Origin of the sequence: Streptoverticillium reticulum, from assembly GCF_047456005.1 — a bacterium.
GTDB lineage: Bacteria > Actinomycetota > Actinomycetes > Streptomycetales > Streptomycetaceae > Streptomyces > Streptomyces reticulum.
Genome location: NZ_CP179755.1, coordinates 5,070,001 through 5,095,775 on the forward strand (window position 1 = coordinate 5,070,001; position 25,775 = coordinate 5,095,775).

Here is a 25,775-nt window from a genome sequence, read left to right on the forward strand (position 1 = left end):
GAGCATCTGTGGCCAAGTTTTTAAGGGCGCACGGTGGATGCCTTGGCACCAGGAACCGATGAAGGACGTGGGAGGCCGCGATAGGCCCCGGGGAGCTGTCAACCGAGCTGTGATCCGGGGGTGTCCGAATGGGGAAACCCGGCAGTCGTCATGGGCTGTCACCCGCTGCTGAACACATAGGCAGTGTGGAGGGAACGCGGGGAAGTGAAACATCTCAGTACCCGCAGGAAGAGAAAACAACCGTGATTCCGGGAGTAGTGGCGAGCGAAACTGGATGAGGCCAAACCGTATGTGTGTGATACCCGGCAGGGGTTGCGCATGCGGGGTTGTGGGATCGCACTTCAACAGTCTGCCGGCTGTTGGGCGAGTCAGAAACCGTATGGATAGGCGAAGGACATGCGAAAGGTCCGGCGTAGAGGGTAAGACCCCCGTAGCTGAAATCTATGCGGCTTGCTTGTGCGACACCCAAGTAGCACGGGGCCCGAGAAATCCCGTGTGAATCTGGCGGGACCACCCGTTAAGCCTAAATATTCCCTGGTGACCGATAGCGGATAGTACCGTGAGGGAATGGTGAAAAGTACCGCGGGAGCGGAGTGAAATAGTACCTGAAACCGTGTGCCTACAAGCCGTGGGAGCGTCGCCGTCAAGCTTGCTTGGCGGTCGTGACTGCGTGCCTTTTGAAGAATGAGCCTGCGAGTTAGCGGTGTGTAGCGAGGTTAACCCGTGTGGGGAAGCCGTAGCGAAAGCGAGTCCGAACAGGGCGACCAGAGTTGCACGCTCTAGACCCGAAGCGGAGTGATCTAGCCATGGGCAGGTTGAAGCGGAGGTAAGACTTCGTGGAGGACCGAACCCACCAGGGTTGAAAACCTGGGGGATGACCTGTGGTTAGGGGTGAAAGGCCAATCAAACTCCGTGATAGCTGGTTCTCCCCGAAATGCATTTAGGTGCAGCGTCGTGTGTTTCTTGCCGGAGGTAGAGCACTGGATAGGCGATGGGCCCTACCGGGTTACTGACCTTAGCCAAACTCCGAATGCCGGTAAGTGAGAGCGCGGCAGTGAGACTGTGGGGGATAAGCTCCATGGTCGAGAGGGAAACAGCCCAGAGCATCGACTAAGGCCCCTAAGCGTACGCTAAGTGGGAAAGGATGTGGAGTCGCAGAGACAACCAGGAGGTTGGCTTAGAAGCAGCCACCCTTGAAAGAGTGCGTAATAGCTCACTGGTCAAGTGATTCCGCGCCGACAATGTAGCGGGGCTCAAGCGTACCGCCGAAGTCGTGTCATTGCAGCATAAGGACCAACGTCTGCTGTGATGGGTAGGGGAGCGTCGTGTGCCGGGTGAAGCAGCCGTGGAAACGAGTTGTGGACGGTTCACGAGTGAGAATGCAGGCATGAGTAGCGATACACACGTGGGAAACGTGTGCGCCGATTGACTAAGGGTTCCTGGGTCAAGCTGATCTGCCCAGGGTAAGTCGGGACCTAAGGCGAGGCCGACAGGCGTAGTCGATGGACAACCGGTTGATATTCCGGTACCCGCTTTGAAACGCCCAATATCGAATCAGGCGATGCTAAGTCCGTGAAGCCGTTCTGGATCCTTCGGGTGAAGGAAAGTGGTGGAGCCGACGACCCAGACTTGTAGTAGGTAAGCGATGGGGTGACGCAGGAAGGTAGTCCAGCCCGGGCGGTGGTAGTCCCGGGGTAAGGGTGTAGGCCGTGTGATAGGCAAATCCGTCACACGTTGAGGCTGAGACCTGATGCCGAGCCGATTGTGGTGAAGTGGATGATCCTATGCTGTCGAGAAAAGCCTCTAGCGAGTTTCATGGCGGCCCGTACCCTAAACCGACTCAGGTGGTCAGGTAGAGAATACCGAGGCGTTCGGGTGAACTATGGTTAAGGAACTCGGCAAAATGCCCCCGTAACTTCGGGAGAAGGGGGGCCATGTCCGGTGATCACTCTTGCAGTGTGAGCTGGGTGTGGCCGCAGAGACCAGCGAGAAGCGACTGTTTACTAAAAACACAGGTCCGTGCGAAGCCGTAAGGCGATGTATACGGACTGACGCCTGCCCGGTGCTGGAACGTTAAGGGGACCGGTTAGCGCATCTTCGGGTGTGCGAAGCTGAGAACTTAAGCGCCAGTAAACGGCGGTGGTAACTATAACCATCCTAAGGTAGCGAAATTCCTTGTCGGGTAAGTTCCGACCTGCACGAATGGCGTAACGACTTCTCGACTGTCTCAACCATAGGCCCGGTGAAATTGCACTACGAGTAAAGATGCTCGTTTCGCGCAGCAGGACGGAAAGACCCCGGGACCTTTACTATAGCTTGATATTGGTGTTCGGTTCGGCTTGTGTAGGATAGGTGGGAGACTGTGAAGCATGCACGCCAGTGTGTGTGGAGTCGTTGTTGAAATACCACTCTGGTCGTGCTGGATGTCTAACCTGGGTCCGTGATCCGGATCAGGGACAGTGTCTGGTGGGTAGTTTAACTGGGGCGGTTGCCTCCTAAAGGGTAACGGAGGCGCCCAAAGGTTCCCTCAGCCTGGTTGGCAATCAGGTGTTGAGTGTAAGTGCACAAGGGAGCTTGACTGTGAGACCGACGGGTCGAGCAGGGACGAAAGTCGGGACTAGTGATCCGGCGGTGGCTTGTGGAAGCGCCGTCGCTCAACGGATAAAAGGTACCCCGGGGATAACAGGCTGATCTTCCCCAAGAGTCCATATCGACGGGATGGTTTGGCACCTCGATGTCGGCTCGTCGCATCCTGGGGCTGGAGTCGGTCCCAAGGGTTGGGCTGTTCGCCCATTAAAGCGGTACGCGAGCTGGGTTTAGAACGTCGTGAGACAGTTCGGTCCCTATCCGCTGCGCGCGTAGGAGTCTTGAGAAGGGCTGTCCCTAGTACGAGAGGACCGGGACGGACGAACCTCTGGTGTGCCAGTTGTTCTGCCAAGGGCATGGCTGGTTGGCTACGTTCGGGAGGGATAACCGCTGAAAGCATCTAAGCGGGAAGCCTGCTTCGAGATGAGGACTCCCACCCACTTGATGGGGTAAGGCTCCCAGTAGACGACTGGGTTGATAGGCCAGGTGTGGAAGACCGGTAACGGTTGGAGCTGACTGGTACTAATAGGCCGAGGGCTTGTCCTCAGTTGCTCGCGTCCACTGTGTAGGTTCTGAAGTAACGACCCGTGTGAACATCCGGTTCGATATCTTCATAGTGTTTCGGTGGTCATAGCGTTAGGGAAACGCCCGGTTACATTCCGAACCCGGAAGCTAAGCCTTTCAGCGCCGATGGTACTGCATGGGGGACCGTGTGGGAGAGTAGGACGCCGCCGAACTAATGTTGAAGAAAGCCCTGACGGGGAACTCCGGTTCCCTGTCAGGGCTTTCTTGCGTTTACCTGCACCTTCTTCGCCGTCTCGTCCCCGCTCTGCTCCGGGCCGCCCTTTCCAGGGCGGCCCGGAGGCTGAAGTCCTAAGCGTTGCCGCCTGCACCCGCCGCACGGGCGAGTTCGAGGTCGAGGGACTCACGCCGGATGCGCTGATCCGTATAAAGCAGCGTGGTCACCGAGGCCATAAAAGGCAGTGCGATCGTGGAGGCGACGATGGCACCGATACCGGTAATGATCATGGCTGGCCAGCTCGTGGCGTCCTTGGTGAAGATCGTTTGAATGAGTCCACCCGGAATCTGCACCATCGACGAGAAAACGAATACCAGGAAACTGCTCACGATCGTCACGCCGAAGATTCGTCCCCATGAACCCCGCACCAGCTTCGCCGAGCGCCGCATGGAATCGATTACGCCCTGCTTCTCCAGCATCAGCACGGGTGTCGCAAGGCTGTAGCGAATCCAGAGCATGACGGCCAGCACTGCTCCGGCAAGGAGGCCGAGAAGAATGAACGGGACCCCGGCCGCTTCCGTGCCGGCCGCGGCGATGATCAGCCCCGGCAGCAGGCAAGCCAGGACAACTCCGCCGATGAGGAGCGGCACGACGACGAGGAGCCCGGCCATGCCGGCCAGCCTCGGCCGGGCCTCCTGCCAAGCCTCGCGCGCCGTCATCGGGCGGCCCAGTACCGCGCGGCTGACCACGGCCGTGAACATCGCCGTCGCCACGATCGAGCCGGCCAGGCCTATCAGCCCGGTCACCGCCAGGCCGCCGAAGGTGCCGCCCAGAGCGTTGAGCAGTTCCTTGACGCTGACCGTCTTGCCCTGCTCCTGCAGGGACTGCAGGTCCTGCAGCTTGCCGAGCCACGGCCGGGTGATCGCGGTCTCCACGACCTGGGTGCCGGCCGCCACGGCCAGCGAGACCCCGATGAAGGTGCGCCAGTACCTGCGCATCGTGGCGAAAGCCCCCTCCAGGAGCTCGCCCAGGGAGAGCGGGCGCAGCGGGACCACGCCCGGCTTGGGGGCCGGGGGGACCGGAGGCACCCAGCTGCCGCCACCCCAGCCGTTCCCGCCCCAGCCCTGCTGGCCTCCCCATCCCTGGGGACCGCCCGGCGGAGAGTTGTTCATCGTCTCTTGCTCCTTTTCACTGCCCGTACCGGTTGCCGGGTACGGCCGCAGGTACGGGCCATTGCCCGGTCAGCCATCGTGTCACGGCGCTCGAAGCGCACGACCGGGCTCGTAAGGGGGAGAGACGCAGGGAGACCTTCAATAGTTGGTGTGTGCGGGGCAGACTGGACGAATGGCTGATCAGTACGCGGCATCTGCGGCTTCTGCTGTTCCGTGCGGTCCCGGGTCTCCCGGTGTCTCCGACCTCGTACCTGCGCTGCGTTGGGAGGAGCGGCCCGAGGGCCCGGTGGTCGTCCTGCTGGACCAGCGGAGACTGCCGGTCGAGGAGGTGGAGCTGGTCTGCACGGACGTTCCCGCGCTGGTGGAGGCCATACACGTGCTCGCCGTGCGCGGGGCGCCCCTGCTGGGGATGGCGGGGGCGTACGGCCTGGCTCTGGCGGCGGTGCGCGGCTTCGATGTGGAGGAGTCCGCCCAGATGCTCGCGTACGCCCGCCCCACGGCGGTGAATCTGGGGTACGGGGTGCAGCGTGCCCTGGCGGCTCACCGCAGTGCGCTGCGGGGCGGCGCCGATGCCTCAGAGGCTGCTGCGGCTGCCCTCGCGGAGGCGCGGGCGCTGCACCGCGAGGACGCCGAGGCGAGTGCCCGTATGGCGGCGCACGGTCTGGCGCTGCTGGAGGAGCTGCTGCCGGGCGGCGGCTACCGGATCCTGACGCACTGCAATACGGGTGCCCTGGTCTCGGGCGGTGAGGGGACGGCGCTGGCGGTGGCCGGTGCGGCGCACCGCGCGGGTGAGCTGCGGCGGCTGTGGGTGGACGAGACACGGCCCTTGCTGCAGGGCGCGCGGCTGACCGCGTACGAGGCCGCGCGGGCCGGCATGGCGTACACGCTGCTGACGGACAACGCCGCGGGGTCGCTGTTCGCGGCGGGGGAGGTGGACGCGGTCCTGATCGGCGCCGACCGGATAGCCGCGGACGGGTCGGTGGCCAACAAGGTGGGGAGCTATCCGCTGGCGGTGCTGGCCCGCTATCACCACGTGCCGTTCGTGGTCGTGGCGCCGACCACCACGGTGGACCTCGGGACGGCCGAGGGCGCGGCCATCGAGGTGGAGCAGCGGCCGGGGCGCGAGGTGACGGAGCTGGCGGCCCCGTCGGTGCCCGGGGCGGGCACGGAGGCGGGGTCGGGGGTGCCGGTGGCGCCGCTCGGAACGCAGGCCTACAACCCTGCGTTCGATATCACACCGCCCGAGTTGGTGACCGCGATTATCACGGAAAACGGGGTTGTTTCGCCCGTGACGGAGGCCGGTCTGGCGGAGCTGTGTGCCAGGTCACGATCGGGTAATGGGATGATGTCGATATGAAGGGACGCGTCCTTGTCGTCGACGACGACACCGCACTGGCCGAGATGCTCGGAATCGTTCTGCGTGGCGAGGGTTTCGAGCCGTCGTTTGTTGCCGACGGTGACAAGGCACTTGCTGCATTTCGCGAGGCCAAACCGGATCTTGTATTGCTCGATCTCATGCTGCCCGGGCGGGATGGCATTGAGGTGTGCAGGCTGATCCGGGCCGAGTCCGGAGTGCCGATCGTGATGCTCACCGCGAAGAGCGACACGGTCGACGTGGTGGTCGGGCTGGAGTCCGGCGCCGACGACTACATCGTCAAGCCGTTCAAGCCCAAGGAGCTGGTGGCCCGGATCCGGGCGCGGCTGCGCAGGTCGGAGGAGCCGGCTCCGGAGCAGCTGACGATCGGCGATCTGGTCATCGACGTCGCCGGGCACTCGGTCAAGCGCGAAGGCCAGTCCATCGCGCTGACGCCGCTGGAGTTCGACCTGTTGGTCGCCCTGGCCCGCAAGCCCTGGCAGGTGTTCACCCGTGAGGTGCTGCTGGAGCAGGTGTGGGGTTACCGGCACGCGGCGGACACGCGGCTGGTCAACGTGCATGTGCAGCGGCTGCGCTCCAAGGTCGAGCGTGACCCCGAGCGCCCCGAGATCGTGGTGACCGTGCGCGGCGTGGGCTACAAGGCCGGGCCGAGCTGAGCATGACGGGAAACGGTGCCGCCCCGGAGCGGGGCGTGGGGCGGCCCGTCGGTTCGACGGGCGGCATATCTCTTCTCCGCCGCCTGTGGCGTGCCGGGCAGATGCTGCCCGACGGTGCCGCGGCGGGGTCGGTGCATCCCGTGCTGCGGCTGTACGTGCGCTGGGTGCGGCGTCCGCTGCTGCCGGCGATGCGGCTGTGGCGGCGCAACATCCAGCTGCGGGTGGTCGCCACCACGCTGTTGATGTCGCTCGGTGTGGTGCTGTTGCTCGGCGTGGTCGTGATCGGCCAGGTGCGCAACGGTCTGCTGGACGCCAAGCGGCATGCCTCGCAGAGCCAGGCCGCGGGCGGTTTCAAGGCGGCGCAGGATGCTGCCGGGGCCGTGGCCGACGGCCGCAGCCAGGACGGCGGGCAGCAGTCCGGCGGCCGGGGGACCCCGGATCCGGGTGCGTGGCTGACGCAGCTGGTGCAGCAGCTCGCCAGTGGCGGGCAGGGCGTCTACTACGTTGTGGCGCTCAGCGCGGGCGACAGCGATGCGATGGCCACGGGCTCGTTCATCGGGCGCGGGCCGCGGGCCTCGGGGGACATCGATCCCGAGCACAGTGTGCCCGTCGACCTGCGCAGGCAGCTGGACACCAAGACGGGCACGTTCGAGAAGCCCGGGTCGGTCAAGCGCAGTGCCTCGGACGAGGGGCAGCCGGCGCTGGTGGTCGGCAAGCGGATGTACGACATCAACGGCAAGGCCTACCAGCTGTACTACCTCTTCCCGTTCACTCAGGAGGAGAAGTCGCTGACGCTGGTGAAGACGACGCTGGCGACGGCCGGGGTGTTCGTCGTCGTGCTGCTGGGGGCCATTGCCTGGCTGGTCGTGCGGCAGATCGTGACGCCGGTGCGGATGGCCGCCGGGATCTCGGAGCGGCTCGCAGCCGGTGTGCTGCATGAGCGAATGAAGGTCACCGGCGAGGACGACATCGCTCGTCTGGGTGAAGCCTTCAACAAGATGGCACAGAACCTGCAGGTCAAGATCCAGCAGTTGGAGGAGCTGTCGCGGATGCAGCGGCGGTTCGTCTCGGACGTGTCGCATGAGCTGCGGACGCCGCTGACGACCGTGCGGATGGCGGCGGACGTCATCCACGAGGCGCGCGAGGACTTCGACCCGGTGACCGCGCGCTCGGCCGAGCTGCTGTTCGGGCAGCTGGACCGGTTCGAGTCGCTGCTGGCCGACCTGCTGGAGATCAGCCGGTTCGACGCAGGGGCCGCGGCCCTGGAGGCCGAGCCGATCGACCTGCGCGACGTGGTCGGCCGCGTGGTGGAGGGGGCGCTGCCGCTGGCGGACCGCAAGGGCAGCCGGATCGTCGTGCGCGGTGCCGAGCAGCCGGTCATCGCCGAGGCGGACGCCAGGCGCGTGGAGCGGGTGCTGCGGAACCTGGTGGTCAACGCCGTGGAGCACGGCGACGGCCGGGATGTGGTCGTCCGGCTGGCGGTGGCCGGCGGTGCGGTCGCGGTCGCGGTGCGCGACTACGGCGTGGGCCTCAAACCCGGTGAGGCGACACGGGTGTTCAACCGTTTCTGGCGGGCCGATCCGGCTCGTGCGCGGACGACCGGCGGCACGGGCCTGGGGCTGTCGATCGCGGTGGAGGACGCGCGGCTGCACGGCGGCTGGCTGCAGGCGTGGGGCGAGCCGGGCGGCGGTTCGCAGTTCCGGCTGACGCTGCCGCGGACGGCCGGTGACACGCTGCGCGGTTCGCCGATTCCGCTGGAGCCGGAGGACTCGCGGCGCAACCGTGGGCTGAACGAGGCCGGGGTGCCGATGGCGGCCGTGGGCCGGGGTGCGCCCCCGCTGCCGGCATCCGTGCCGGCGCAGACGAGGAACGTCCGGCCGTCCGCCGACCCGACGGCGCTGCCGGGAAACGGTGCCCGAGTGGTTGCGCGCCAGGGCGGTGCACCGGACGGCAGGACCGGACGGCCGGTGGCCGAAGGGAACGACAGCAGCATCGGCAGTGGAGGCGACCATGACGCTCAGGACTGAGGGCGTCGGCGGCCGCCTCCGCAGAGGGCGCACGCGTCGGGGTGCACGCTCGCTGGCGGGCGTGTGCGGCGTGGCCGTCAGCGGGGTGCTGCTGGCGGGCTGTGCGTCGATGCCGGACGGCGGGGACGTGATGTCGGTCGACGCCTCGCAGCGTGCGGATGCCGATTCGCAGGTCCGCGTCTACGGTGTCCCGCCGCGCAAGAACGAGCAGCCGCAGGAACTCGTGGCGGGCTTCTTGGAGGCCACCACGAGCGACGAAGCGGACTATGCGACGGCGCGCATGTACCTGGCGAAGAGTGTGAAGCGTCAGTGGGACCCGTCGACCTCGATCACCGTGCTGTCGTCGGTGCCCCAGGTGCGGGTGGAGCACAGCGGGGGCGACCGCGAGCAGACGGTCACCATCACGCTGACCGGCAAGCAGGTCGCGAAGGTGGACGCCCGGCACGCCTACAAGCCGGACGCGGGCGACTACCAGGCGCAGATGCACATGACGCGGGAGGACGGCGAGTGGCGCATCGACGCCCCGCCGGACGGGCTGGTGCTCGGGATCTCCGACTTCCAGCGCATCTACCGCTCTGCCAACAAGTACTACTTCGCCGAGACGGGGCCGGGCGGCAGCAGCCCGGGTCGCGGCCGGGACGTGCTCGTCGCCGACCCGGTGTATCTGCGCAAGCGGATAGACCCGGTGACGTCTTCGGTGAAGGCCCTGCTGGACGGTCCGACGACCTGGCTGGACCCGGTGGCGGGGACGGCCTTCCCGACCGGTACGCGCCTGTTGGACGACCGGCTCTCGCTGGACGACTCCAACGCGCTGAAGGTCCGGCTGAGCGATCAGGCGGCGGGTGCCGGCCAGGACCAGTGCCTGCGGATGGCCGCCCAGGTGCTCTACACCGTGCAGGACTCGGCCAAGGTCACCGATGTGACGCTGGAGCGCAAGGACGGGTCGCGGCTGTGCGTGCTCGGGCGCGAACAGGCCAAGTGGTATGCGCCGGACCAGACGGCGGGGCAGGCCGACCGGCAGTTCTTCGTCGACGCCCAGCACCGCCTGGTGGGCCTGGCCGACGGCGACGAGGAGCCGCGCCGGGTGCCGGGGCCGTTCGGCGCGGACGGTGCCGTGCCGCTGCGCTCGGTGGCCGTCGACCGGTCCGAGCGCCGGGCCGCGGGCGTCTCCGCGAACGGGCAGATGCTGTACGTCGCCGCCCTGCAGTCCGGCGTCCCCCTGGGCGAGGCCCGGGTGACCGCCCGCGGGAGCGGCCCGAAGGCGGGCCTGACGGCGCCCAGCTGGGACGGACTGGGCGATCTGTGGGTCGCCGACCAGGACCAGGAACACCCGCGGCTGCTGCGGCTGCCGGGCGGTACGGGCACGCCGGAGGAGGTCCAGGTGCCCGCGCTGGACGGCGGGCGGATCACCGGGCTGCGGGTCGCGGCCGACGGGGTGCGCATCGCCCTGCTGGTGACGAAGGGCGACCGTACGTCCCTGAAGCTCGGCCGGGTCGAGCGCAGGACGAGCACCGGGAAGCCGGTGCTGTCGGTGCAGGAGCTGCGTTCCGTGGCGCCGCGGCTGGAGAACGTCGACGCCGTCTCCTGGGCCGGTGCCAGCAGGCTGCTGGTCGCCGGGAGCGAGCAGGGCGGCCTGCAACAGCTGCAGTACATCGAGACCGACGGTTCGCTGTCGAACACCGCGGCCCTGCCGGGGATCACCGGCGTGCGCGCCATTGCGGCCCCCGAGAGCACGGGCAAGTCCCAGGCGCTGGTCGCCGAGGGCGACGGCGGCATCGTCCGGCTGCTGCCGGACGCGAACTGGAAGCTGGTGGCCAAGGAGGGGACGGCGCCGGTCTACCCGGGGTAGCCGGGCATATGCCGGGAGTTTTCCACAGGGGTGGCGGCCGGCCTTCCGCGGCGGGACAGTGGTGCCGTGCGGGGGTGGTGGCAGGAGATCGCGGGGCTGGTGCTGCCGTCTCCGTGTACGGGGTGCGGTCTCGGCCGGTCCGTGCTGTGCGAGGAGTGCCGGGCGCGGTTGTGCGGGCGGCGGCCCCGGCAGGTGCGGCCTGACCCGGTGCCGCCCGGGCTGCCGCCGGTGTTCGCGGCGGCGCCGTACGCGGCCGGGGTGCGTTCCGTGCTGCTCGCGCACAAGGAGCGGGGTGCGCTGGGGCTGGCGGAGCCGCTGGGCGCCGCGCTGGCGGGCGCGGTGCAGGCGGCCGGTATACCCGGAGGGGGACGGGACGGATGGGCCGGGAGAGGCCCGTTGCTGCTCGTGCCGGTGCCTTCGGCGCGGCGGGCGGTGGCGGGGCGCGGGCACGATGCGTGCCGGCGCGTCGCGCTGGCCGCAGCGCGGGCGCTGCGGGGTGCGGGCGTTCCGGCCCGGATGGCCGCCGTGCTGCGGTTGCGCCGGGCGGTGGCCGACCAGGCGGAGCTGGACGCCCGTGAGCGGTGGGCGAACGTGGCGGGGGCGATGGGGGCTGTGCGCGACGCGGGGCGTGTGTGGCGCGACGGCGGCCCGGTGGTGCTGGTGGACGACCTGATGACGACCGGTGCCTCGCTGGCCGAGGCGGCCCGGGCGGTCGGAGTCTCGGGCGGGCGGACCGTGGCCGCCGCGGTGGTCGCTGCGGCACCGCGCGCTTTCGAAAACAACCGGAACTGATGCGGAACGAGCGGCGTTCCTGAGGGAAACGGCAGGAAAACACCTGAATGGAGGTACGTCGCGGTAGGGGGTACCGACAGGCTTCCGAGCGAGATATGTTCGGTTGTGAGGAATGGCAGGAGCTATGCCTCATATCTCCGAATGGCGCACTTCCTGCGCCGTGGTCGAAGCTGGAAAGAAGCTTCGGCCCGGTGGGGTGTCGATCTTCCCGGTGGGGGAGGAGGAGGTGAAAACCGCCTAGTCGGTGGCTCCGGGCCGGCCCCGGGGCCTGATGCAAGAGGGATGCGCTCCGCAACCTTCGGCGGAGCGATCCGGGAACGGAGTTCTGCGTGGACATCGTCGTCAAGGGCCGCAAGACAGAGGTGCCCGAGCGGTTTCGCAAGCACGTGGCCGAGAAGCTGAAGCTGGACAAGGTCCAGAAGCTCGACAGCAAGGTGATCAGCCTCGACGTGGAGGTGTCCAAGGAGCCCAACCCGCGGCAGGCAGACCGCTCCGACCGCGTGGAGATCACCGTTCGCGGGCGGGGCCCGGTGATCCGGGCCGAGGCGGCGGCGACCGATCCCTATGCCGCGCTGGACCTGGCCACGGCCAAGCTCGAGGCGCGGCTGCGCAAGCAGCACGACAAGCGTTTCACGCGTCGCGGCAACGGCCGCATCCCGGCCAGTGAGGTGTCGGCGGCCGTCATCGGTGCCGCGGAGCTCAACGACAGCGGTCAACTCGCCGCGATCCAGGAGGCGAACGGCGTTCCGGTCACCCGTATGGGGTCGCTGGAGATCCAGGGCGAGGGCCCGCTGGTGGTCCGCGAGAAGACCCACACCGCAGCTCCCATGACGCTCGACCAGGCTCTCTACGAAATGGAGTTGGTCGGCCACGACTTCTATCTGTTCGTCGACTCCGAGACCAAGATGCCCAGTGTCGTCTACCGGCGGCACGCGTACGACTACGGCGTCATCCACCTGAACGCCGATCCCCTCTTCGAGGCGGAGCCCGGCGGTGCGGGCGGAGCGCTCGGCGGCTGACCCGGCAGGCCCGGGGCCTCGCCCGGAGTGAGCCCATCCAACCGTGACGGTGCCCTTGGAGCGTTCGCGCTCCCGGGGCACCCCCGTGTGGTCGTGCGGCCGGGAAGCACCGCCCGGGCCCTCCGGCATGAAATCATGGCCGGGCCAACCGCCGGTGCGCCGGAACCGGTTGGGACGGGCGGCAGCAGCAGTGTGCGACCGCGAGGGGCCATGGCCTTCAGGGGGAGGAACGATGGCGGACAGGTTCGGGCCCGTACTCGTGCCCGGCGAGGACGAGGAGGGCGCCCGCGTGGGCCGGGGCGCCAGGTGCGAGGAGCCGATCCGGGTGCTGGTCGTGGACGACCACGCGCTCTTCCGCCGGGGGTTGGAGATCGTCCTGGCCCAGGAGGAGGACATCCTGGTCGTGGGGGAGGCCGGGGACGGCGCGGAGGCGGTGGACAAGGCGGCCGATCTGCTGCCGGACATTGTGCTGATGGACGTGCGGATGCCCAAGCGGGGCGGCATCGAGGCCTGCACCTCTATCAAGGAGGTGGCCCCCAGCGCGAAGATCATCATGCTGACGATCAGCGACGAGGAGGCGGACCTCTACGACGCGATCAAGGCCGGGGCGACGGGCTACCTCCTCAAGGAGATCTCCACGGACGAGGTGGCCACCGCGATCCGGGCCGTCGCGGACGGGCAGTCGCAGATCAGCCCGTCGATGGCGTCCAAACTGCTGACCGAGTTCAAGTCGATGATCCAGCGCACCGACGAGCGCCGGCTGGTGCCGGCGCCGCGGCTCACGGACCGGGAGCTGGAGGTGCTGAAGCTGGTGGCGACGGGGATGAACAACCGTGATATCGCCAAGGAGTTGTTCATCAGCGAGAACACGGTCAAGAACCACGTGCGGAACATCCTGGAGAAGCTGCAGCTGCACTCCAGGATGGAGGCCGTGGTCTACGCGATGCGGGAGAAGATCCTGGAGATCCGCTGACGCAGCCCGGAGATCCGGTAAGGGGACTCAGCCCACGGCACGGGTCAGTGCCGTGGCCAGCTCCCGATCGTCGCAGCGTTCGATGCGCACCGCGTCGCAGCCGACCCACTCCGCGGCCTCGCGCAGCGCCCGCGCCATCGGGGCGACCGCGGCCGGGCCGTCCAGCGAGACCTGCCGGGCCACCAGGGTGCTGCCCTCGCGGGCCGGGTCCACCCGGCCCGCCAGACGGCCGCCGGTCAGCAGCGGCATGGCGAAGTAGCCGTGCACCCGCTTCTGCCGGGGCACATACGCCTCCAGGCGGTGGGTGAAGCCGAACATCCGCTCCGTGCGCGGCCGGTCCCAGATCAGGGAGTCGAACGGGGAGAGCAGCGTGGTCCGGTGGCGCCTGCCCTTCAGTGCGGAGAGGCCCGCCAGCGCCTGCGGGTCGGCCCACGCAGGCTTGCCCCAGCCCGCCACGTCGACCGGCACCAGGCCCGTGTCCCCGATGACCGCATCCACCTGCTCGCCCTTGAGACGGTGGTAGTCCGCGAGGTCCGCGCGCGTGGCCACGCCCATGGCGGCGCCCGCCTGGGCGACCAACTGCCGTATGCACGCGGCGTCGTCGAGGTCGTCGTGGAAAAGGGCGTCCGGAATGGCGCGCTCCGCCAGCTCGTAGACCCGCTTCCAGCCGCGCCGTTCGGTGCAGACGACCTCGCCCGTGTCGAGCAGCCACTCCACCGCGATCTTCGTCTCGGACCAGTCGTACCACTCGCCCCCGTTCTTCGCGCCGCCCAAATCGGCGGCCGTCAGCGGGCCGTCGGCCTTGAGGCGGTCGCGGACCGCCGCGCAGGAGCGCTCGGCGTCCTCCAGGACGTGCCAGCGGCGGCCGCGGGCGACGAACGCCCGGCGGCGGAAGGCGAAGAGCGGCCACTCCTCGACGGGCAGGATGCAGGCCGCGTGCGACCAGTACTCGAAGCCGTGCGGGGCCGCTCCCGCCGCCCGCGGTGCCCAGTACGCCTGCTCGACGGCATCGCGTCCGATCGCGCCCAGCCGGGCGTACGGCACCAGCTCGTGCGAGCGGGCCAGCACGGAGATCGTGTCCAGCTGGACCGCGCCCAGCCGGCGCAGCACCCCGCGCGCGCCCGCGCGGCGGTCCGGGGCGCCGAGCAGGGCCTGGGCGTGCAGGGCCAGGCGCCGGGCCTCGTCGGCGGACAACCCGGTCTCGGCCCTACGGCCCCGTGCGGCAGCGGAAGTTGTCATGACGGCACCCTAGGGCCGGCCACTGACAACGCCCCGTTCCCGGGCCCCGTTCCCGGGCCTCAGCCGCGCTCGGGCCAGGGCAGGTACGGCGTCTCCGAGGGCCGGCCGAGGTCCGAGGGGAGCAGCGAGCCGATCCAGGCGTCGCGCCGGGTGCCCTGGTGGATGATCTTCGCGCGCATGGTGCCCTCCATCCGGAAGCCGGCCTTCAGGGCCACGGCGCGGGAGCCCTCGTTGCCCGCCTCCGCGTACCACTCCAGCCGCTCGACGCCCAGGTCCTCGAAGGCCCAGCGGATCGTCTCGCGCGCCGCCTCCGCGGTGCAGCCGCGGCCGCGGTGCTCCTTGGCCGTCCAGTACCCCAGCTCGGCCTGGCGCTCCGCCGTGCGCAGCTGCGCGAGCCGTACGAGGCACATGGCTCCCACCAATTGCCCGGTTTCGCCGGAAAAGACACCGAACGTGTACATCGTGTCGTTCCGCCAACCCTCGGGGCAGGTCTCCTCGACGAAGAGCCGGGCGTCCTCGATCCGGTACGGGTCGGGCACGTTGGTGTAGCGCGGGATGTCGGGGTCCTGGCAGGCCGCGTGCACATCGGGCACGTCGGAGGGCGCGAAGGGGCGCAGGACCAGGCGTTCCGTGGTGAGGGTTATCGGCTCCATGAACGGAGTGTAGGGACCCGGGGCCGGGCACTCCCGGGAATATCCGTTCGTTGGATGTACGGGTGACACTCGGCCTCGGTGATGACGGACCTCCCGGCGCGGCGGGGTCCTCGCTTACGATGGCCGTTGCGGCGGGGACTGTCCCGTCGTGCCCGCGCACCCCGCCGTGCCCAGGCCCGACCGGCAAGGAGCCAGCCTACGTGTCCGTCTTCGGCAAGATCATGCGTGCAGGAGAAGGCAAGATCCTGCGCAAGCTGCACCGCATCGCGGACCAGGTCAATTCCATCGAAGAGGACTTCGTCAACCTCTCCGACGCCGAGCTGCGCGCCCTGACCGACGAGTACAAGCAGCGCTACGCCGACGGCGAGAGCCTGGACGACCTGCTCCCCGAGGCGTTCGCCACCGTCCGCGAGGCCGCCAAGCGCGTCCTCGGCCAGCGGCACTACGACGTGCAGCTCATGGGCGGCGCCGCGCTGCACCTGGGCTACGTCGCGGAGATGAAGACCGGTGAGGGCAAGACCCTCGTCGGCACCCTGCCCACGTATCTGAACGCGCTGTCGGGCAAGGGCGTCCACCTCATCACGGTCAACGACTACCTGGCCGAGCGCGACTCCGAGATGATGGGCCGCGTCCACCGGTTCCTCGGTCTGACGGTCGGCTGCATCCTCGCCAACATGACGCCGGCGCAGCGCCGCGAGCAGTACGGCTGCGACATCACCTACGGCACGAACAACGAGTTCGGCTTCGACTACCTGCGCGACAACATGGCGTGGTCGCAGGACGAACTGGTGCAGCGCGGCCACAACTTCGCCGTGGTCGACGAGGTCGACTCGATCCTCGTCGACGAGGCCCGTACGCCGCTGATCATCTCCGGCCCGGCCGACCAGGCCACCAAGTGGTACGGCGACTTCGCCAAGCTCGTCACCCGGCTCACCAAGGGCGAGCCCGCCAACCCGCAGAAGGGCATCGACGAGACCGGCGACTACGAGGTCGACGAGAAGAAGCGCACGGTCGCCATCCACGAGGCCGGCGTCGCCAAGGTCGAGGACTGGCTGGGCATCGACAACCTCTACGAGTCGGTCAACACCCCGCTCGTCGGCTACCTCAACAACGCCATCAAGGCGAAGGAACTCTTCAAGAAGGACAAGGACTACGTCGTCATGGACGGCGAAGTCATGATCGTCGACGAGCACACCGGCCGTATCCTCGCCGGCCGCCGCTACAACGAGGGCATGCACCAGGCGATCGAGGCGAAGGAGGGGGTGGACATCAAGGACGAGAACCAGACGCTCGCCACGATCACCCTGCAGAACTTCTTCCGCCTCTACAGCAAGCTCTCCGGCATGACCGGTACGGCGATGACCGAGGCCGCCGAGTTCCATCAGATCTACAAGCTCGGCGTCGTCCCGATCCCGACGAACAAGCCCATGGTCCGCAAGGACCAGTCCGACCTCATCTACCGCACCGAGGTCGCCAAGTTCGCCGCCGTCGTCGAGGACATCGCGGAGAAGCACGAGAAGGGCCAGCCGATCCTCGTCGGCACCACCTCGGTCGAGAAGTCCGAGTACCTCTCGCAGCAGCTCGCCAAGCGCGGCATCCCGCACGAGGTGCTCAACGCCAAGCACCACGAGCGCGAGGCCTCGATCGTCGCCCAGGCCGGCCGCAAGGGCGCCGTCACCGTCGCCACCAACATGGCCGGCCGCGGTACGGACATCAAGCTCGGCGGCAACCCCGAGGACCTCGCCGAGGCCGAGCTGCGCCAGCACGGCCTCGACCCCGAGGAGCACATCGAGGAGTGGGCCGCGGCCCTGCCCGCCGCCCTGGAGAAGGCCGAGCACGCGGTCAAGGCGGAGAAGGAAGAGGTCGAGGAGCTCGGCGGCCTGTACGTGCTGGGCACCGAGCGGCACGAGTCGCGCCGCATCGACAACCAGCTGCGCGGCCGCTCCGGCCGCCAGGGCGACCCGGGCGAGTCCCGCTTCTACCTGTCGCTCGGCGACGACCTGATGCGCCTGTTCAAGGCCCAGATGGTCGAGCGCGTGATGGCCATGGCCAACGTCCCGGACGACGTGCCGATCGAGAACAAGATGGTCACCCGGGCCATCGCCTCCGCCCAGTCGCAGGTCGAGCAGCAGAACTTCGAGACCCGCAAGAACGTCCTGAAGTACGACGAGGTCCTCAACCGCCAGCGCGAGGTCATCTACGGCGAGCGCCGCCGCGTCCTGGAGGGCGAGGACCTGCACGAGCACGTCCAGCACTTCATGGACGACACCATCGACGCCTACATCCAGGCGGAGACCGTCGAGGGCTTCGCCGAGGAGTGGGACCTGGAGCGGCTGTGGGGCGCCTTCAAGCAGCTCTACCCGGTGAAGGTCACCATCGAGGAGCTGGAGGACGCGGCCGGCGACCGCGCGGGCATCACCGCCGAGTTCATCGCCGAGTCCGTCAAGGACGACATCCACGAGCAGTACGCCGCCCGTGAGGAGGAGCTGGGCTCCGAGATCATGCGCGAGCTGGAGCGCCGCGTGGTGCTGTCCGTCCTGGACCGCAAGTGGCGTGAGCACCTCTACGAGATGGACTACCTCCAGGAGGGCATCGGCCTGCGCGCGATGGCCCAGAAGGACCCGCTCGTCGAGTACCAGCGCGAGGGCTTCGACATGTTCACCGCGATGATGGAGGGCATCAAGGAGGAGTCCGTCGGCTACCTGTTCAACCTGGAGGTCCAGGTCGACCAGCAGCTCGAGGAGGTCCCGGTCGAGGAGGGCGCCGAGCGCCCGGCCCCGGCGGAGGCGGTCCAGGACAGCGTGCCGGCCGCCCGTCCGGAGATCCGTGCCAAGGGCCTCTCGGCCCCGCAGCGCCCGGCGCAGCTGCACTTCTCCGCTCCGACCGTGGACGGCGAGGGCGGCGTGGTCGAGGGCGACTTCGCCAGCGACGACGACGGGGGCGAGTTCCGCTCCGAGGCGGACGGCATGACCCGCGCCGAGCGCCGCAAGGCCCAGAAGAACGGCGTCGGCGGCCGCCGCCGCAAGAAGTGACCGTGCCGGCCGGGTGCCGGTAGGAGCGTGACCGCGAGGGGCGGGCCGCCCGGGGTGTTCCCGGGTGTGCCCGCCCCTCGCCGTGTCAGGCACGGGCCCCGCCCAATTCCACCGCCGAGCAGCGCCAGCGCAGGTCCGGGCACTTCTCCAGGCGGAAGGCCAGGGCCTGGAGCCGGTCGCCGGAAGCGATGCGGGCGAAGGCCTCGATCACCCCGGGCCGGGGGCGGAACTGCCCGCAGTGGCGTACGACGGGGGTGCGGCCGCCCGGCGGGGCGGGGCGCAGGGGCGTCCGGGGCGCCAGCGCGGTCAGTTGCTCGTAGGCCTCGCCGAGGGTGTGGCCGAGCATCGAGTGCACCGGGCGCTGGCCGCTGAGGGTCAGCAGCAGCCGCTCGGCGAACCAGTAGTGCGGGAGCTTCTCGCGCTCGTGGCGCCGGGCCGCGGCGTCCGCGCCGGGGCGGCGCGGGTCGGTGCGCCGGGGTGGTGCCGTCCTGGCAGTGGTGCTCCTGGTGCCCGTGATGCTCTTGGTCCTGTGCAGGTGCATGGTCGTCCCCCCGGGGTGCCGGGCCCGGTGAGTACCGGGCGGTAGCCGCGTGGTGGATCTTTTACCGGCGCTTTTCCAGGAGCGGCAAGGACGCCCGCGGGACCCCGGAGGCACCGCGTTCTTCACCTATCCGGGCGACAGGCTCCGCTCCGTCGCAGGTCGGGCGCATGGCGGTCCGGGGCACGGCACATCCGCCCCAGGGGCCACCCGCACTTCGAAGGGGGACTCCCGCCCGTATATTGGCTGCACAATCGCGAGAATCAGCATCGTGAGAATCAGCAGCGGCAGAACAGGAAAGCGGCGGTCATGCGCGTCTACGTCCCCCTGACCCTCCCCGGTCTCGCCGAGGTGCACAAGGCGGGCGAGCTCGGCCCGGCCCCCCTGGCCGCCTACGCCGTCACTCCCGCCCTGCGCGAGTGGTACGTCTCCGACGACCTGGAGGAGCTGGAGTACGCCGCGCTGGGCCGCGCCGCCCAGGGTTCGCTGCGGCTGCTCGCCGCCGACCCCGGCGCCCCGCGCCGCCGGGTGGTCGTGGCGGTGGACGTGGCCGACGGCGCCGTGACCGCCGTGGACCAGGGGCCGGACCAGGCCGGGTTCGGCGAGGTGCGGCTGGCGGCGCCGGTGCTGCTGCGCAAGGCGGCCGCGGTGCACGTCGACTCCGACGACGCAGAGGAGGACGTGGCGGCCGCGGCCGCGGCGCTGGACGCCGCGGACGGGGGCGACGACGACGCCCGCTTCACGGTCGACGGCGCCGACGACCACGAGCTGATGTGGTTCGGGGTCCAGGAGATCCCCAACCTCGTCTGAGCCCGTTGTCGTACCCGCCGGGTACCTTCGGGGGCATGGGGAAGCACAGGGCGCACATCGTCTGGGACTGGAACGGCACGCTCTTCCACGACACCGATGCGGTGATCGCGGCGACGAACGCCGCCTTCGCCGAGGTGGGCCTGGCGCCCATCACGCTGGCCAGGTACCGCGAGCTGTACTGCGTGCCGATCCCGCGGTTCTACGAGCGGCTGATGGGCCGGCTGCCCACCCGGTCCGAGTGGGACCACATGGACGTCGTCTTCCACCGGCACTACCGGGACCAGCACATACGCTGCGGTCTCGCGGACGGCGCGGAGTCGCTGCTGGAGCACTGGCAGGAGGCCGGCCGCACCCAGTCGATCATGTCGATGTACGGGCACGAGGAACTGCTGCCGCTGGTGCGCGGCTTCGGCATCGAGCGCCGGTTCGTCCGGGTCGACGGGCGCACGGGCCCCTCGGGCGGCAGCAAGGCCGAGCACATGGTCCGCCACCTCGCCGGTCTCGACGGAGTGCGTGCGCAGCACACCGTGGTCATCGGCGACGCCGCGGACGATGCGGTCGCGGCGCGGCACGTCGGCGCCCACGCCGTGCTCTACACGGGCGGCTCCCACAGCCGCGCGAGCCTCGTCGGGGCGGGCGCTCCGGTGGTGGACAGCCTGGCGGAGGCGGTCGCGGAGGCGGAGCGGCTGGTGGCCGCCGCAGTCGGCTGAGTCTGGCCGAAAACGTGTGCTTGCTGGGCAAGGTGCGGCGGGCGGATCCGGGCGGCGGCTGAACGGCCCATCCACCGGGTGCGTACCCCGGGTTGTGCGGGATGCTGGGATACGTGGATGTGCGGAGACCGGGCGGAGACCAAGAGGAAGAGGAACCTCCGCGTCGCTGTGCAGAGTGTCAAAGTTGAGGCCCATGTTTTGTGCACAAACGCCTCGTGACGTGTTCCAGGGGAAGAGCGATAGCCTTACCAGGTGATCAGCGCGATATCCAGTCAGGGGCGTGGACGCTCCTGTCCTGCACCCGGAGCGCCACAGCGCCCCGGCCGGCGCTGGTCCCCGGAACCGGGCGCGACTGACGCAGTTGGCCAGGAACGGCCCGGTCACCCCTCATCCAGGCATACCGTCGAAGACGACCGGACACCCCGGGTCGCGGCGTGATGCCATCACCACCTATGTCACGCAACGGCGCGCGACAGGAGCCAGAGGACATGCAGACCAAGCTGGACGAAGCCAAGGCCGAGCTGCTCGAGCGGGCAGCCCGCGTCGCTGAGAGCGGACCGGCCGGGGGGCCGCAGACGAACGGGCCGAAGGGCGAGGGCGGGCTCGACCACGAGGCCCTCGTCGCCTTCCTCCAGCGCTACTACCTGCACACGGCGCCCGAGGACCTGACCGGCCGCGACCCGGTCGACGTCTACGGTGCCGCCATCTCGCACTACCGGCTTGCGGAGAACCGCCCCCAGGGCACCGCGAACGTCCGGGTGCACACCCCGACCGTCGAGGAGAACGGCTGGACGTCCAGCCACTCCGTGGTCGAGGTCGTCACCGACGACATGCCCTTCCTGGTGGACTCGGTGACCAACGAGCTCTCCCGCCAGAACCGCGGCATCCACGTGGTGATCCACCCGCAGGTGGTCGTCCGCCGTGACCTCACCGGCCGCCTTCTGGAGGTCCTCGGCTCCTCCTGCGACGCCCACGGCACCGGCAAGGGCGCCGAGCTGCCGCACGACGCGCTCGTCGAGTCCTGGATCCACGTCGAGACCGACCGCGAGACCGACCGCGACGACCTCAAGCAGATCGCCGCCGACCTGGCACGCGTGCTCTCCGACGTCCGCGAGGCCGTCGAGGACTGGGAGAAGATGCGCGACGCCGCGCTGCGCATCGCCGACGGCCTGCCCTCCGAGCCCGTCGCCTCCGACGTCCCCAAGACCGAGGTCAGCGAGGCCCGCGAGCTGCTGCGCTGGCTCGCCGCCGACCACTTCACCTTCCTGGGGTACCGCGAGTACGAGCTGACGAAGGTCGGTACGGACGGCGCCGAGGAAGACACCCTCAGCGCCGTTCCGGGCACCGGTCTGGGCATCCTGCGCTCCGACCCCGCCCACACCCCGGACGGGCACCACGAGGGCCACCACGCCCCGCTCTCCCGGCCGACCTCCCCGTCCTTCAGCCGGCTCCCGGCGGACGCCCGCGCCAAGGCCCGCGAGCACAAGATGCTCGTCCTGACCAAGGCCAACAGCCGTGCCACCGTGCACCGTCCCTCCTACCTCGACTACGTCGGGGTGAAGAAGTTCGACGCCGACGGAAACGTCATCGGCGAGCGCCGCTTCCTGGGCCTGTTCTCCTCGGCCGCGTACACCGAGTCCGTCCGCCGCGTCCCGGTCATCCGCCGCAAGGTCGCCAAGGTGCTGGCCGACGCGGGCTTCTCCGCCGACAGCCACGACGGGCGCGACCTGCTCCAGATCCTGGAGACCTACCCGCGCGACGAGCTCTTCCAGACCCCGCCCGACCAGCTGCGCTCCATCGCCACCAGCGTGCTCTACCTCCAGGAGCGCCGCCGGCTGCGGCTGTTCCTGCGCCGCGACGAGTACGGGCGCTACTTCTCCGCCCTCGTCTACCTGCCGCGCGACCGCTACACCACGGCCGTCCGGCTGCGGCTGATCGACATCCTCAAGGAAGAACTCAACGGCACCAGCGTCGACTTCACGGCCTGGAACACCGAGTCCGTCCTCTCCCGGCTGCACTTCGTCGTCCGCGTCGAGCCCGGCTCGACCCTGCCGGACCTCACCGACGCCGATGCCGAGCGCATCGAGGCCCGCCTGGTGGAGGCCGCCCGCTCCTGGGCCGACGGCTTCGCCGAGACGCTGACCGCCGAGGTCGGCGAGGAGCGCGCCGCCGAGCTGCTGCGCCGCTACGGCCAGGCCTTCCCCGAGGGCTACAAGGCCGACCACAGCCCGCGCGGCGCCGTCTCCGACCTCGGTCACCTGGAGAAGCTGACCACGGCCGGCGGCGACCGCGACTTCGAGCTCAGCCTCTACGAGCCGGTCGGCGCGGCCCCCGGCGAGCGCCGTTTCAAGATCTACCGCACGGGCGAGCCGGTCTCCCTGTCCGCCGTGCTGCCGGTGCTCCAGCGCCTGGGCGTCGAGGTCGTCGACGAGCGCCCGTACGAGCTGCGCTGCTCGGACCGGACGACCGCGTGGATCTACGACTTCGGCCTGCGGATGCCCGAGCGGGTCGAGGGCGACGACGCCCGCCACCGCTTCCAGGACGCCTTCGCCGCCGTGTGGGCCGGTGACGCGGAGAACGACAACTTCAACAACCTCGTCCTGCGCGCCGGTCTCGACTGGCGCCAGGCGATGGTCCTGCGGGCCTACGCCAAGTACTTGCGGCAGGCCGGTTCGCCGTTCAGCCAGGCGTACATGGAGGACACCCTCAGCAACAACGTCCACACCACCCGCCTGCTGGTCAACCTCTTCGAGGCCCGGATGTCGCCGTCGCTGCAGCGCGCCGGCACGGAGCTGACCGACGGCCTGATGGAGGAGCTGGACGGCGCCCTGGACCAGGTCGCGAGCCTGGACGAGGACCGCATCCTGCGGGCCTTCCTGACGGTCATCAAGGCCACGCTGCGGACGAACCACTTCCAGAAGGTCGACGGCAAGCCGCACCCGTACCTGTCCCTCAAGCTCGACCCGCAGGCCATCCCGGACCTGCCGGCGCCGCGCCCGGCGTTCGAGATCTGGGTCTACTCCCCGCGCGTCGAGGGCGTGCACCTGCGCTTCGGCAAGGTCGCGCGCGGTGGTCTGCGCTGGTCCGACCGGCGTGAGGACTTCCGCACCGAGATCCTCGGCCTGGTCAAGGCGCAGATGGTGAAGAACACCGTCATCGTGCCGGTCGGCGCCAAGGGCGGCTTCGTCGGCAAGCAGCTGCCGGACCCGTCGGTGGACCGTGACGCGTGGCTGGCCGAGGGCATCGCCTCGTACAAGACCTTCATCTCGGGTCTGCTCGACATCACCGACAACATGGTCGGCGGCGAGGTCGTCCCGCCCAAGGACGTCGTGCGTCACGACGAGGACGACACCTACCTCGTCGTCGCCGCCGACAAGGGCACCGCGACCTTCTCGGACATCGCCAACGAGGTCGCCGAGTCCTACGGCTTCTGGCTGGGCGACGCCTTCGCCTCCGGCGGCTCGGCCGGCTACGACCACAAGGGCATGGGCATCACGGCCCGCGGCGCCTGGGAGTCCGTCAAGCGGCACTTCCGCGAGCTCGGCCACAACACCCAGACCCAGGACTTCACGGTCGTCGGCGTGGGCGACATGTCCGGCGACGTGTTCGGCAACGGCATGCTGCTCTCCGAGCACATCCGCCTGGTGGCCGCCTTCGACCACCGCCACATCTTCCTCGACCCGACGCCGGACGCGGCCGTCTCCTACGCCGAGCGCCGCCGGCTGTTCGAGCTGCCCCGCTCCTCCTGGGCCGACTACAACACCAAGCTGCTGTCCCCGGGCGGCGGCATCCACCCGCGCACGGCCAAGTCGATCCCGCTGAACGCCCATGTGCGCGAGGCCCTCGGCATCGAGCCGGGCGTCACCAAGATGACCCCCGCCGAGCTGATGAAGGCCATCCTCAGCTCGCCGGTCGACCTGCTGTGGAACGGCGGCATCGGCACCTACGTCAAGTCCTCCGCCGAGTCCAACGCGGACGTGGGCGACAAGGCGAACGACGCGATCCGCGTCGACGGCCGGGACCTGCGCGTCAAGGTGGTCGGCGAGGGCGGCAACCTGGGCCTGACCCAGCTCGGCCGGATCGAGTTCGCCATGGCGGGCGGTCCGGACTCCACGGGCGGGCGGGTCAATACGGACGCGATCGACAACAGCGCCGGCGTGGACACCTCCGACCACGAGGTGAACATCAAGATCCTGCTCAACGCCCTGGTGACCGACGGCGACATGACCGTCAAGCAGCGCAACAAGCTGCTCGCCGAGATGACCGACGAGGTCGGCGAGCTCGTTCTGCGCAACAACTACGCGCAGAACGTGGCGCTGGCCAACGCCGTGGACCAGGCCCCCAGCCTGCTCCACGCGCACCAGCGGATCATGCGCCGCCTCGGTCGCGACGGACACCTCGACCGCGCGCTGGAGTTCCTGCCCACCGACCGGCAGATCCGCGAGCGGCTCTCCGGCGGCCGTGGGCTGACCCAGCCCGAACTGGCCGTCCTGCTCGCCTACATCAAGATCACCACGGCGGAGGAGCTGCTCGGCACCGAGCTGCCCGACGACCCGTACCTCGAGCGGCTGCTGTACGCCTACTTCCCGCAGGCGCTGCGCCAGTCGTTCGGCGAGCAGATCGACACCCACCCGCTGCGCCGCGAGATCGTGACGACCGTCCTGGTCAACGACACGGTCAACTCCGGCGGTTCGACCTTCCTGCACCGGCTGCGCGAGGAGACCGGCGCCTCGATCGAGGAGATCGTCCGGGCGCAGACCGCGGCCCGGGAGATCTTCGGCCTGAACGCCGTGTGGGACGCCGTCGAGTCGCTCGACAACATCGTCGCCGCCGACGTGCAGACCCGGATCCGGCTGCACTCCCGCCGCCTGGTCGAGCGCGGCACGCGCTGGCTGCTCAACAACCGGCCGCAGCCGCTGCAGCTCACGGAGACGATCGAGTTCTTCCGCGACGGCGTGGACACGGTCTGGGCCGAGCTGCCCAAGCTGCTGCGCGGCGCCGACATCACCTGGTGGCAGTCGATCAACGACGAGCTGGTGGAGGCCGGCGTGCCGGGCGAGCTGGCGATGCGGGTCGCGGGCTTCTCGTCCGCCTTCCCCGCGCTGGACGTCGTCGCCATCGCCGAGCGCATCGGCAAGGCCCCGCTGGACGTGGCCGAGGTCTACTACGACCTGGGCGACCGTCTGCACATCAGCCAGCTGATGGACAAGATCATCGATCTGCCGCGGTCCGACCGCTGGCAGTCCATGGCCCGCGCCTCCATCCGTGAGGACCTCTACGCGGCCCATGCGGCGCTCACCTCCGACGTCCTGTCCGTGGGCAACGGCACCTCGACGCCGGAGCAGCGCTTCGGTGCGTGGGAGGAGAAGAACGCGGCCATCCTCAACCGCGCGCGGACGACGCTGGACGAGATCCGCAGCTCGGACGCGTTCGACCTGGCGAACCTGTCGGTCGCCATGCGGACGATGCGCACGCTGCTCCGTACCCACACCTGACCGGAATCCGGTCTTCCGGTGAACGCGGGCTGACAAGAATTCGACGCCTTGCACAAAAGGGGCGGTCCTGGGGAATTGTTCCCGGGGCCGCCCCTTTGCCGTGCTAAGAG

Annotated in this window: 15 protein-coding genes and 2 rRNA genes; 13 read left to right on the top strand and 4 right to left on the bottom strand. The window is 69.1% G+C overall.

The genetic code is table 11. The features are described 5' to 3' along the window. Nucleotides 1-10: 10 nt before the first annotated feature. Together ACMATS_RS23155 and rrf are read left to right on the top strand one after the other, a co-directional pair. Nucleotides 11-3,132: ribosomal RNA gene (locus ACMATS_RS23155) — 23S ribosomal RNA — on the top strand. A 74-nt stretch (nt 3,133-3,206) separates the two neighbouring features. Next, a 5S ribosomal RNA gene (gene rrf / locus ACMATS_RS23160) occupies nt 3,207-3,323 on the top strand. A 136-nt stretch (nt 3,324-3,459) separates the two neighbouring features. Here rrf and ACMATS_RS23165 read toward each other — a convergent pair. Continuing rightward, nucleotides 3,460-4,497: a glycerophosphoryl diester phosphodiesterase membrane domain-containing protein gene (locus ACMATS_RS23165; protein WP_414168910.1), complete on the bottom strand. Its 1,038-nt coding sequence runs from the start codon at nt 4,495-4,497 to the stop codon at nt 3,460-3,462. A 172-nt stretch (nt 4,498-4,669) separates the two neighbouring features. Here ACMATS_RS23165 and mtnA point away from each other — a divergent pair, with 172 nt between their 5' ends. The 7 genes from mtnA (at nt 4,670) to ACMATS_RS23200 (ending at nt 13,188) form a co-directional block, all read left to right on the top strand. Then, nucleotides 4,670-5,854, top strand: a complete 1,185-nt coding sequence (gene mtnA, locus ACMATS_RS23170) for an S-methyl-5-thioribose-1-phosphate isomerase (protein ID WP_414168911.1) — start codon at nt 4,670-4,672, stop codon at nt 5,852-5,854. After that, nucleotides 5,851-6,528 carry a two-component system response regulator MtrA gene (gene mtrA / locus ACMATS_RS23175; RefSeq protein WP_160505376.1) on the top strand — a complete coding sequence of 226 codons (678 nt, stop codon included), beginning with the start codon at nt 5,851-5,853 and terminating at the stop codon, nt 6,526-6,528. The genes mtnA and mtrA overlap by 4 nt, the downstream gene beginning before the upstream one ends. 2 nt (nt 6,529-6,530) lie before the next feature. Beyond that, nucleotides 6,531-8,555: an MtrAB system histidine kinase MtrB gene (gene mtrB / locus ACMATS_RS23180; RefSeq protein ID WP_414168912.1), complete on the top strand. Its 2,025-nt coding sequence runs from the start codon at nt 6,531-6,533 to the stop codon at nt 8,553-8,555. Further along, nucleotides 8,539-10,404 carry an LpqB family beta-propeller domain-containing protein gene (locus ACMATS_RS23185; RefSeq protein ID WP_391156624.1) on the top strand — a complete coding sequence of 622 codons (1,866 nt, stop codon included), beginning with the start codon at nt 8,539-8,541 and terminating at the stop codon, nt 10,402-10,404. Before mtrB ends, ACMATS_RS23185 begins: the two co-directional genes overlap by 17 nt. Before the next feature lie 66 nt (nt 10,405-10,470). Further along, nucleotides 10,471-11,196, top strand: a complete 726-nt coding sequence (locus ACMATS_RS23190; protein WP_414168913.1) for a ComF family protein — start codon at nt 10,471-10,473, stop codon at nt 11,194-11,196. Between the two features lie 329 nt (nt 11,197-11,525). After that, complete coding sequence (hpf, locus tag ACMATS_RS23195) at nt 11,526-12,215, top strand: ribosome hibernation-promoting factor, HPF/YfiA family (RefSeq protein ID WP_336416540.1); 690 nt, start codon at nt 11,526-11,528, stop codon at nt 12,213-12,215. Between the two features lie 232 nt (nt 12,216-12,447). Then, nucleotides 12,448-13,188: a response regulator transcription factor gene (locus ACMATS_RS23200; protein WP_336416541.1), complete on the top strand. Its 741-nt coding sequence runs from the start codon at nt 12,448-12,450 to the stop codon at nt 13,186-13,188. A 27-nt stretch (nt 13,189-13,215) separates the two neighbouring features. On the opposite strand, the gene ACMATS_RS23205 is transcribed toward ACMATS_RS23200, so the two are convergent. Further along, complete coding sequence (locus tag ACMATS_RS23205) at nt 13,216-14,427, bottom strand: winged helix-turn-helix domain-containing protein (RefSeq protein WP_414168914.1); 1,212 nt, start codon at nt 14,425-14,427, stop codon at nt 13,216-13,218. Nucleotides 14,428-14,486: 59 nt separating this feature from the next. After that, nucleotides 14,487-15,080, bottom strand: coding sequence for a GNAT family N-acetyltransferase (locus ACMATS_RS23210; protein ID WP_414168915.1), 594 nt, complete (start codon nt 15,078-15,080; stop codon nt 14,487-14,489). A 200-nt stretch (nt 15,081-15,280) separates the two neighbouring features. On the opposite strand from ACMATS_RS23210, the gene secA reads away from it, so the two are divergent. Beyond that, a complete protein-coding gene (secA, locus tag ACMATS_RS23215) occupies nt 15,281-18,112 on the top strand; it encodes a preprotein translocase subunit SecA (protein WP_390781959.1) in 2,832 nt (943 codons plus the stop codon). Nucleotides 18,113-18,197: 85 nt separating this feature from the next. Here secA and ACMATS_RS23220 read toward each other — a convergent pair whose 3' ends face one another. Continuing rightward, nucleotides 18,198-18,653, bottom strand: coding sequence for an Rv3235 family protein (locus ACMATS_RS23220; protein ID WP_414168916.1), 456 nt, complete (start codon nt 18,651-18,653; stop codon nt 18,198-18,200). 306 nt (nt 18,654-18,959) lie between these two features. Here ACMATS_RS23220 and ACMATS_RS23225 point away from each other — a divergent pair, with 306 nt between their 5' ends. The 3 genes from ACMATS_RS23225 (at nt 18,960) to ACMATS_RS23235 (ending at nt 25,665) form a co-directional block, all read left to right on the top strand. Continuing rightward, complete coding sequence (locus ACMATS_RS23225; protein ID WP_390781961.1) at nt 18,960-19,460, top strand: DUF6912 family protein; 501 nt, start codon at nt 18,960-18,962, stop codon at nt 19,458-19,460. A 35-nt stretch (nt 19,461-19,495) separates the two neighbouring features. Then, nucleotides 19,496-20,170 carry an HAD family hydrolase gene (locus ACMATS_RS23230; RefSeq protein WP_414168917.1) on the top strand — a complete coding sequence of 225 codons (675 nt, stop codon included), beginning with the start codon at nt 19,496-19,498 and terminating at the stop codon, nt 20,168-20,170. A gap of 488 nt (nt 20,171-20,658) precedes the next feature. Further along, nucleotides 20,659-25,665, top strand: coding sequence for an NAD-glutamate dehydrogenase (locus ACMATS_RS23235; protein WP_414168918.1), 5,007 nt, complete (start codon nt 20,659-20,661; stop codon nt 25,663-25,665). The last annotated feature ends 110 nt before the right edge of the window (nt 25,666-25,775 follow it).